Consider the following 7,996-nt stretch of genomic DNA (forward strand, 5'->3'; position numbering starts at 1 on the left):
CGAACGGGCTCAAGCTCCTCGGCGGCGACGCGAAGCCGGCCGTCGAGAAGTTGGTCGAACTGCTCCAGGACCGCGACGAGGCGGTCCGCACCGCCGCGGCCGAGGCGGTGGCCGCCGCGGGGCCGCTCAACGGCGACTCGACCACGAAGCTCGCCGCCGGGCTCTCCAGCGCCGACAACGTGGTCCGCGCGCAAACGGCCGAGGCGCTCGGGAACGTCGGGGCCGCCGCCGAGCACGCCGCGCCGCCGCTCGTCGAGGCGCTGGCCGACGGGAACGACGTGGTCCGGGCCAAGGCGGTCGAGGCGCTCGGGAAGATCGGCGAGACGGCCGCGGGCGTCGCCGTGCCGGGGCTGGTGCGGGCGCTCCGCGACGCCGACAGTTGGGTCAGCGCGCTGGCCGCCGAGGCGCTCGGCGAGATGGGCGACGGGGCGGGCGAGAGCGTCGTCACGGCGCTGGTCCACGCGCTGCGGCACGTCAACCCGCAGGTCCGGGCGAACGCGGCGGAGGCGATCGGGAAGCTCGGCTCGGCGGCGGCGTTCGCGCGGTCGGCCGTCGAGCGGGCCGCGGCCGACGAGGACGGGCAGGTCCGCGCCCAGTCCGTGCGGGCGCTGGGCGGGCTGGGCGAGCCGACCCCCTCGACCCTGGCCCTCGTCCGCCGGGCGATCCGGGACACCGACCCGCTGGTGCGGGCCGCCGCCGCCGCCGCCGTCGGGTCGTGGGAGCGCCCCGGCGACGAGGTGCTGGGCGACCTGCTCCCGCTGCTCCGCGACGCGAACGACGACGTGAAGGTGCAGGTCGCGAGCGTCCTCCCGCGGCTCGCCGGCGCGACCGGCCCGGTGATCGACGGGCTGTGCCAGATGCTCGCCGAGGACGACAGCGCGCTGGTGCAGGGGTGCGCGGCCATCGCGCTCGCGCGGCTCGGGCCGGTCGCGCTCGCCGCCGGGCCGACGCTGCTGCGGGCCGCGAAAACCGGCGAGGCCGGGGTCCGCGAGCAGGCGGTGCGGGCACTGGTGATGATCCAGCCGCCCGAGGCGGTCGAGGGGTTCACCGCCGGGCTGGTCGACCCGAGCGGGGACGTCCGCGTCGTCGCGTCGGCCGGGTGGATCAAGGCCGCGACCGTGCCGCCCGACGCCGCCCCCGCGCTCGTCGAGGCGCTCCGCGACCCCGAGGCCCAGGTGCGTGCGAACGTCGCCTTCGCCCTGAGCCGGCTCGACGACCTGCCGCCCGCCGCGGTCCCGCTTCTCGTGGAGTGCGCCTCCGACCCGAACGACGGGCTGCGCCTCAACGCCGCCGTCGCGCTGCAACTCGCGCCGCCCGAGGAGGTCGCGGACCTGATGGACCACCTGCTCGACGACCCGAACGTCCGCATCCGGCTGGTCGCGGCCCGTGCGGTCCTCACCCGCAGCCCCGGGAACCCGCGGGCCGTGGCCGCCGTGACCGTCGCATCGGCCGACCCGTCGCCCCGGGTCCGCCAGGGGGCCGAGGAACTCGCGCCGCTGCTGGTCGCCCAGGTCACCGCGGCGCCCGAGGACGAGGTCGCGGTGCCCGCGCTCAGCACGTGACGAGCGGTGAGTCTTCTGATTGGTGGCACGGGCGTCCGAGCCCAGATCCGCCAAGATCCGCCGGAGGTGATTGGCGGGCCGCCACGGAGGGCGGCCCCTACCAGAGAGTTCGCCTTTGGTTTGTAGGGGCCGCCCTCCGTGGCGGCCCGCGTGAGGCGCACGATTCCGACCGAGCCGGCTGTATCGGTGCCACCAGCCCCTTACGCCACCCCGTCGAACAGCCCCGGCGTCACGGGCTCGGCCGCTTCGACCTGTGGCGGGGGGAAGAACCCGGCCTCGCCCTCGTAGACGTGCTGGTCGCGCCGCAACCGGTCCACAAACGTCCGGTACTTCGCCGGCGTCCACTGAAGCTCCTCGCGGATCGCGAGCGCCGCGTCGCCGGTGTCGGCCCCGAACCCTCCTCCGGAATCGTGGAAGTCCTGGCAAACGAGAACGTCCGGCCGGAACTCCGCGAGCCGGTTCGCGAACGCCTCGACGTCCGCGATCGGCAGCGTCGGCGTCACGCACACGCCGACCGAGATGCCCGCGGCGCGCAGTTCGTGGAGCGCCGCCCACCGCTTCTCCAGGGGCGGGGCCTTCGGCTCGAACCGCCGCCGCACCTCGTCGGAATCGGTCGGGACCGACACGTTCACCCGCACGCTGCGGAACTGCTGAAGCACGTCGATGTCGCGGACGACGAGCGGGCCCCGGGTCTGCACGGTGAGCCGCGGCTGGTGCCCGACGAGCGCTTCGAGGATGCCGCGGGTGAGCAGGAGGCTCCGCTCGGCGGGCTGGTACGGGTCGGTGACGCTCGACAGGTACACGGCCCGCCCGGCGACCTTCGGGGCCTGCCGCTCGGCGAGCGCCGCCGCGTTCTTCTTCGCGGTCAGCCACCTGCCCCACTCCTCGGGCGGCCGCTTCGCCTGCGGGAGAAACGCTGCGTAACAGTAGGCACAACCAAAGGTGCAACCGATGTACGGGTTGCACGTCCACTCGAACCCGCCGCGCTTGATGAACCCGGTCGCCGGCGAAAAGATCGACTTCGACTCGATCAGCTCCATCGCGTGCCTCCGAGAGATGGGTTCGCAGAGACACGCGGGCGGCGGGAAGGGTTCGGGGCGAAAGGAGTTTCGAGAGGGGACGGCGTGTGATACCGGACCGTCAGCCGGGCTGGTCAGGGTCGGTGCCGGCGATCGGTGCCCGCAGGCTGGCCCAGGTCGGTGCGGTTACGGTCGCGCTCTCCGCCACTAACCATTCCAGGCCGCGGTCCGCGACCCAGGCATTGATCCGCCTCTCGGCGTCCACAACATCTTCCCACCGCTCGGTTCCGAATACTCCAAACGCCGGGTAGGTGTTGGCCGGGTGGTGGTGGCAGAGGGGAATCACGTCGATGCGGTAACGAACGCCGGGCGGGAGGATCGCTGGAAGGTGCGTGCGGATCACCTCCAGGCACCGCACGGCCAGATCATAGTCGCGGAGTTGGAGAACTGCGGGCACCTCGACCGGGGTACAACCTTCACTGTCCATCCACGTACCCTCCGCGCCAGATCAGGATCACCAAACACCTCCGCCGAAGTGGGCCGCGGGCTGTTCCGGTACGCACCGTCAGGGGCACATTGTGCCCGCCGGCCGCGAAGGGGACAAGCGCGACCGCTGCCCAGGGTGCGGCTGCCGAATTGGGCGAACCCTGAGCGCCAGCGAGGGGGTGCGCCCCACCCCCTCGCTGGCGCTCAGGGTTCGCCGGGCCAGCGACCCAAATCCACAGGTATACCCGCCGCCCGGCCGCGGTCGCGCCCGCCGGTATAATGCGGGGTATGGTTCCCCGCACAACCCTCGCCGCGCTGCTGGTCCTGCTCTCCGCCCACGCCGCCGCCGCGCACCCGCTCACCGACGTCCGGTTCGACCGCACGGCCGCGGTGCGCCTGTCCGGGGCCGGGGTGGAGGTCGCGTACACGCTCGAACTCAGCCCGCTCGCGCTGTACCTCGACGCGGCCAGGCGGCTCCCGAAGGACGAGATCGCGAAGCTCGACAAGAGCGCCCGGAGCCTCGCGACGGCCTACGCCAAGCAGATCGCGACCGATGTCGCCGAGCAGTTCCGCGTGACCGTTGACGGCCGGCCGCTGCGGTTCGCGGTGAGCGGCATCGACGTGACCGTGAGCGAGCACGCGGGGTGCCGCATCACGCTCCGTGCGCCGTGGCCGCCGGGCGGCGGCGAACACGCGCTCGCCGTCGACGACACCACCTTCCCCGACCAGCCCGGCGTCGTGAACCTCACAGTCGATCGCAAGGGCAGCGGCGGCGGGCAGTTCGAGTTGCTCGACGCCGACGAGCCGCCGATCGGCGTGCGGACGCAGCACTCGGCGAAGCTCACTCCAGAACAAGTGGCGCTGTCGCGGAAGGCAGCGGCCGTCGTGCGGCTGCCGGTGCCGCCGAAGCCGCGAGAGCCGAGCGCGCCGGTTGCACCCGCCCCGCTCCCCGAGCCCGTGGTGAACGCCGATGCGCCGCCCCCGCCCGGCTTGGCCGCGGACCTCGCGGCCCGCGGGCTGCCGGCGCTGTTCGACTCGGGCCTCGGGATGGGTGCGATGCTCCTCGCGGCGCTGCTGTTCGGCGCGGCGCACGCCTTCACCCCCGGGCACGGGAAGACGCTCGTCGCGGCGTACCTCGTCGGCGAGCGCGGCACCGTGCGGCACGCGGTCGTCCTCGCGGTCGCCACCACGGTCGCGCACACCGGCTCGGTGATCCTCGTCGCGGCGGTGCTGTGGGGCGTGTACGGCAACGACGTCCCGCTCGCGGCCCAGAGCGCGCTGCAACTCGTCGCCGGGCTGCTCGTCATCGCCGTCGGGCTGTGGCTCCTGCTCCGCCGCGCGACCGGTCAGGCCGACCACTTCCACCTGTTCGCCGGGCACCATCACCACCACGATCACGGCGACGGACACGGGCACCATCACCACGGCGACGGCGACCCGCACCACCACGGACCCGACCCGGCCGCGGCGCGCTCCGACACCGCGTGGGCGCGGCTCGTGCTGATGGGGCTCGGCGGCGGGCTCGTGCCGTGCTGGGACGCGGTGCTGCTGCTCGTCGCGGCGGCCGCGGTCGGGCGGCTCGGGTTCGCGTTCCCGCTGCTCGTCGCGTTCAGCCTCGGGCTCGGCCTGGTGCTGGTCGCGCTCGGCGTCGCGGTCGTCCACGCGCACCGGGCCGGGCAGTCGCGGTTCAAGGACAGCCGGTGGTTCAAGCTGCTCCCGGTCGTGAGCGCGGCGCTGCTCGTCGGCGTCGGGTTCTGGCTGTGCAAGCAGGCGGTCCGCGGGTTCGCCGGCTGACGGCGGTTCGCGGCTCTGGTCCGAGCCCGAGCGCCGAGCGAGGGTCAACGTCGTCCCTCCCTCCGCGCGCGGGCTCGGACGTGAGCGAATCGGACCTGCCGGCCGTTCCGAAGATCGCGGTTGCGCCGCCTGGCGAACCTGGGCACCCCGGCGGTTTGAGGACATTCGCCGCGCCGGTCCCACCGCGGCCCGCCAAACTTCTCCATTGGGACCGAGGCCGAGAAATGCGGATCGTGGAACTCGAAGCGCGGCACGTCCGCATCCCGCTCAAGCGGAAGATGTCGCACGCCACCTACGTCCGCACCGAGACGGACAACGTCGTCGTGCGGTGCGTGCTGTCCGACGGGGCCGTCGGGTTCGGCGAGGGCGTCCCCCGCGACTACGTCACCGGCGAGACCATCGACTTCTCGCTCGACCTGTTGAAGCGGACCGAGTTCGCCAAGCAACTCGACGCCGACTGCCCCGACTTCCCGGCCGCGGTCCACCTCGCCGAGAAGATCGCACTCGCGCCCGTGCCCGGCGACGACCGCATGATCCACGGGAACGCGGCCCGGTGCGCCGTCGAACTCGCGGTGCTCGACGCCTTCGGCCGCTCGTTCGGCGAGCCGCTCACCAAAGTGACCGAACTCGTCGCGCCGGAGCTGTACCGGTTCCGCGACCGCGTGCAGTACAGCGGCGTGCTCACCAACCCCCGCGGGTGGAAGACGCGGTTCTACCCGTTCGTGTACTGGGCGTCCGGGTTCGCCGAGACCAAGATCAAGGTCGGCATGGCCGGGCAGGACGACCCGAAGCGGCTCAAGCGGTTCCGCCGCTGGCTCGGCCGCAAGATGGACGTGCGGGTGGACGCGAACGAGGCGTGGTCGCCGGCCGAGGTCGCGGCCCGCATCCGCGAGCTAGAGCCGTTCGGGATCACGAGCGTCGAGCAACCGGTGCGGCACGAGGACGTCGCGTGCCTCGCCGCCGTTCGGAAGGAAGTGAAGACCCCCATCATGCTCGACGAGTCGCTGTGCGGCGAGGTCGACGCCGAGCGCGCCGCCGCGAACGGGTGGTGCGACCTCTTCAACATCCGGCTGTCGAAGTGCGGCGGGTTCGTGCCGAGCCTGCGGCTCGCGCAGCTCGCGAAGCGGCACGGCCTGGGCTACCAGCTCGGGTGCCAGGTGGGCGAGACGGCGGTCCTCTCGGCGGCCGGGCGGCACTTCGCGACGAGCGTCGCCGACCTGCGCCACTGCGAGGGCAGCTACGACCGCCACCTCGTCCGCGAGTGGCTCGCGACGGACGACATCACGTTCCGGCCCGGCGGCTGGGCACCGGCGCTCACCGGCAGCGGGCTCGGCATCGCCGTCGACGCCGCGCGGCTCGACGCCGTCACCCAGCGGAAGGACAAACTCATTTGACCCCCGACGCCCCGCACACCGTGACCGCGTTCCGCGCATCCGACGGGTACACGTTCTACGCCCGGCGCTACCTCCCCGCGGGCGCGCCCCGGGCGCGGCTCGTGTTCCTGCACGGCATCCGCAGCCACGGCGGGTGGTACACGAAGTCGTGTGCGGAGTTCGCGGCGACCGGGTACGACGTCCACTTCCTCGACCGCCGCGGCTCGGGCCTGAACACCGCGAACCGCGGCGACGCGCCGAGCTTCCGCCGGCTCCTCGACGACGTCGCCGAGTACGTCCAGGCGCTTCGCGCCGAGCGGGCCGGTCTGCCGACGTTCGTCGCCGGCATCTCGTGGGGCGGGAAGCTCGCGGTGGGTCTACAGTACCGCAAGCCGGGCCTGGCCGACGGGCTCGTGCTGCTCTGCCCGGGGTTGGTTCCGAAGGTGACGCCGGGGCCGGCGGTGCGGGGGCTCGTCGCGCTGGCGAGCCGGCTGCGGCCGACGCGGCTGTTCCCGATCCCGCTCAACGAACCGGACCTGTTCACCGCGTCCGTCGATGCCCAGAAGTTCATCGACGCCGACCCGCACGGCCTGCGGCTCGCGACGGCCCGGTTCCTGTTCAACAGCTTCGCGCTCGACGTGTACCTGCGCCGCGCCGCGAAGCGCGTGACGGTGCCGACCCTGCTCACGCTCGCCGAGCACGACCGCATCATCGTGAACGCCCGCACCCGCGACTGGGTGACGCGCTTCCCCGGCCCGACAACCGTGATCGAGTACCCCGGCGCGCACCACACGCTCGAGTTCGAACCGCCCGGCCACCCGTGGATCAGCGACGTGGCCAAATGGATCGACGCCCGGGTGTGAGGGGGGGGGCGCTTCAGCTCTTGGCGAGCGGGGGACGTGAGTCCCCCGGTGGAAGCGCGATCCTGTCCTACCGGGGGACTCACGTCCCCCGCTCGCCAAAACCAGAAAGAAGACTCCGGCGGGCAACGGGTGATTGACGAGCGGAACCGGCTGCGGACAATCGGCCCAGATACGCGAGACGTCACTTCCCGTGATGGTTTGTTCGCCGCGCCGTGAGCGCGGCTCTCGTGGGCGCAATCTTTACCCAATTCAGCACGCAAGCCCGGCACCTTGTCTGGAGGCAAATATGGAAGGTCAACCCGGCGATAGTGACCCGGCTCAAGCCAAGAAACGCCGCCGGAAGGTGTGGAGTCGTTCGCACCGGGAGGAAATTCTCAGGAGCACAGCGGGACGCTGTTACAGTTGCGGACTTGCGATGGACATCTCCGACGATTGGTGGGTAGAGCACATCATTCCGCATTCACTGGGTGGTAGTGACAATACCGATAACCTACTCCCAAGCTGTCGCCTATGCAATTTCGTCCGTTCGAACCACAGCCCTGATTACATCCGCCGCATCCTTGTCATCGGTTCAGCATTGATTCGAGAGGTTGATCGTGGTTCACAACTCGGAGTTTCAGTCGAGGCATTTCTACAGGAGCGTGAACAGCGGCTCGCGAAGAGGCGAAAGCATTCACATTTGGCGATGAACGCTGCCGCACTCAATACGCTGCGACATGAGCGTCAACCTGTACAACAAAAGCCGCTGATTGCGGACGCACACCTCCACGGGAACAAAGCACCCGGCGAGCCCGGCGGAGCAGTAGAGGGCCGGGCATGAAACGTTCCTGAGGCTCAACAGCTCACCGGTTGAAATGCTTGTTCTGGCGAGCGGCGCGGCGTCAGCCCGCCGGTGCGTC

7 protein-coding genes are annotated in these 7,996 nt (G+C 71.7%); 5 read left to right on the forward strand and 2 right to left on the reverse strand.

Going from position 1 to position 7,996, the window contains the following annotated elements; all coding sequences use genetic code 11:
* Window positions 1-1,562: HEAT repeat domain-containing protein (locus ACTIGN_RS03305; protein ID WP_439621287.1), on the forward strand; the 1,562-nt coding region annotated here is incomplete at its 5' end.
* 200 nt (window positions 1,563-1,762) lie between these two features.
* Here the strand turns inward: ACTIGN_RS03305 and ACTIGN_RS03310 are convergent.
* Together ACTIGN_RS03310 and ACTIGN_RS03315 are read right to left on the reverse strand one after the other, a co-directional pair.
* Window positions 1,763-2,602 (reverse strand): SPL family radical SAM protein, encoded by an 840-nt coding sequence (locus ACTIGN_RS03310; RefSeq protein ID WP_439621289.1) that lies wholly within the window; start codon window positions 2,600-2,602, stop codon window positions 1,763-1,765.
* Window positions 2,603-2,702: 100 nt separating this feature from the next.
* Window positions 2,703-3,068 carry a hypothetical protein gene (locus tag ACTIGN_RS03315; protein ID WP_439621290.1) on the reverse strand — a complete coding sequence of 122 codons (366 nt, stop codon included), beginning with the start codon at window positions 3,066-3,068 and terminating at the stop codon, window positions 2,703-2,705.
* A gap of 287 nt (window positions 3,069-3,355) precedes the next feature.
* On the opposite strand from ACTIGN_RS03315, the gene ACTIGN_RS03320 reads away from it, so the two are divergent.
* The 4 genes from ACTIGN_RS03320 (at window position 3,356) to ACTIGN_RS03335 (ending at window position 7,917) form a co-directional block, all read left to right on the forward strand.
* Window positions 3,356-4,861: a hypothetical protein gene (locus ACTIGN_RS03320; protein ID WP_439621292.1), complete on the forward strand. Its 1,506-nt coding sequence runs from the start codon at window positions 3,356-3,358 to the stop codon at window positions 4,859-4,861.
* A 224-nt stretch (window positions 4,862-5,085) separates the two neighbouring features.
* Entirely contained in the window at window positions 5,086-6,255 is a 1,170-nt protein-coding gene (locus ACTIGN_RS03325; RefSeq protein WP_439621294.1) for an enolase C-terminal domain-like protein, read from the forward strand.
* Window positions 6,252-7,097: an alpha/beta fold hydrolase gene (locus tag ACTIGN_RS03330; RefSeq protein WP_439621296.1), complete on the forward strand. Its 846-nt coding sequence runs from the start codon at window positions 6,252-6,254 to the stop codon at window positions 7,095-7,097. Before ACTIGN_RS03325 ends, ACTIGN_RS03330 begins: the two co-directional genes overlap by 4 nt.
* A 286-nt stretch (window positions 7,098-7,383) precedes the next feature.
* A complete protein-coding gene (locus tag ACTIGN_RS03335) occupies window positions 7,384-7,917 on the forward strand; it encodes an HNH endonuclease (protein WP_439621298.1) in 534 nt (177 codons plus the stop codon).
* Window positions 7,918-7,996: the final 79 nt, after the last annotated feature.

This window comes from Gemmata sp., assembly GCF_051859125.1.
Classification (GTDB): Bacteria; Planctomycetota; Planctomycetia; order Gemmatales; family Gemmataceae; genus Gemmata.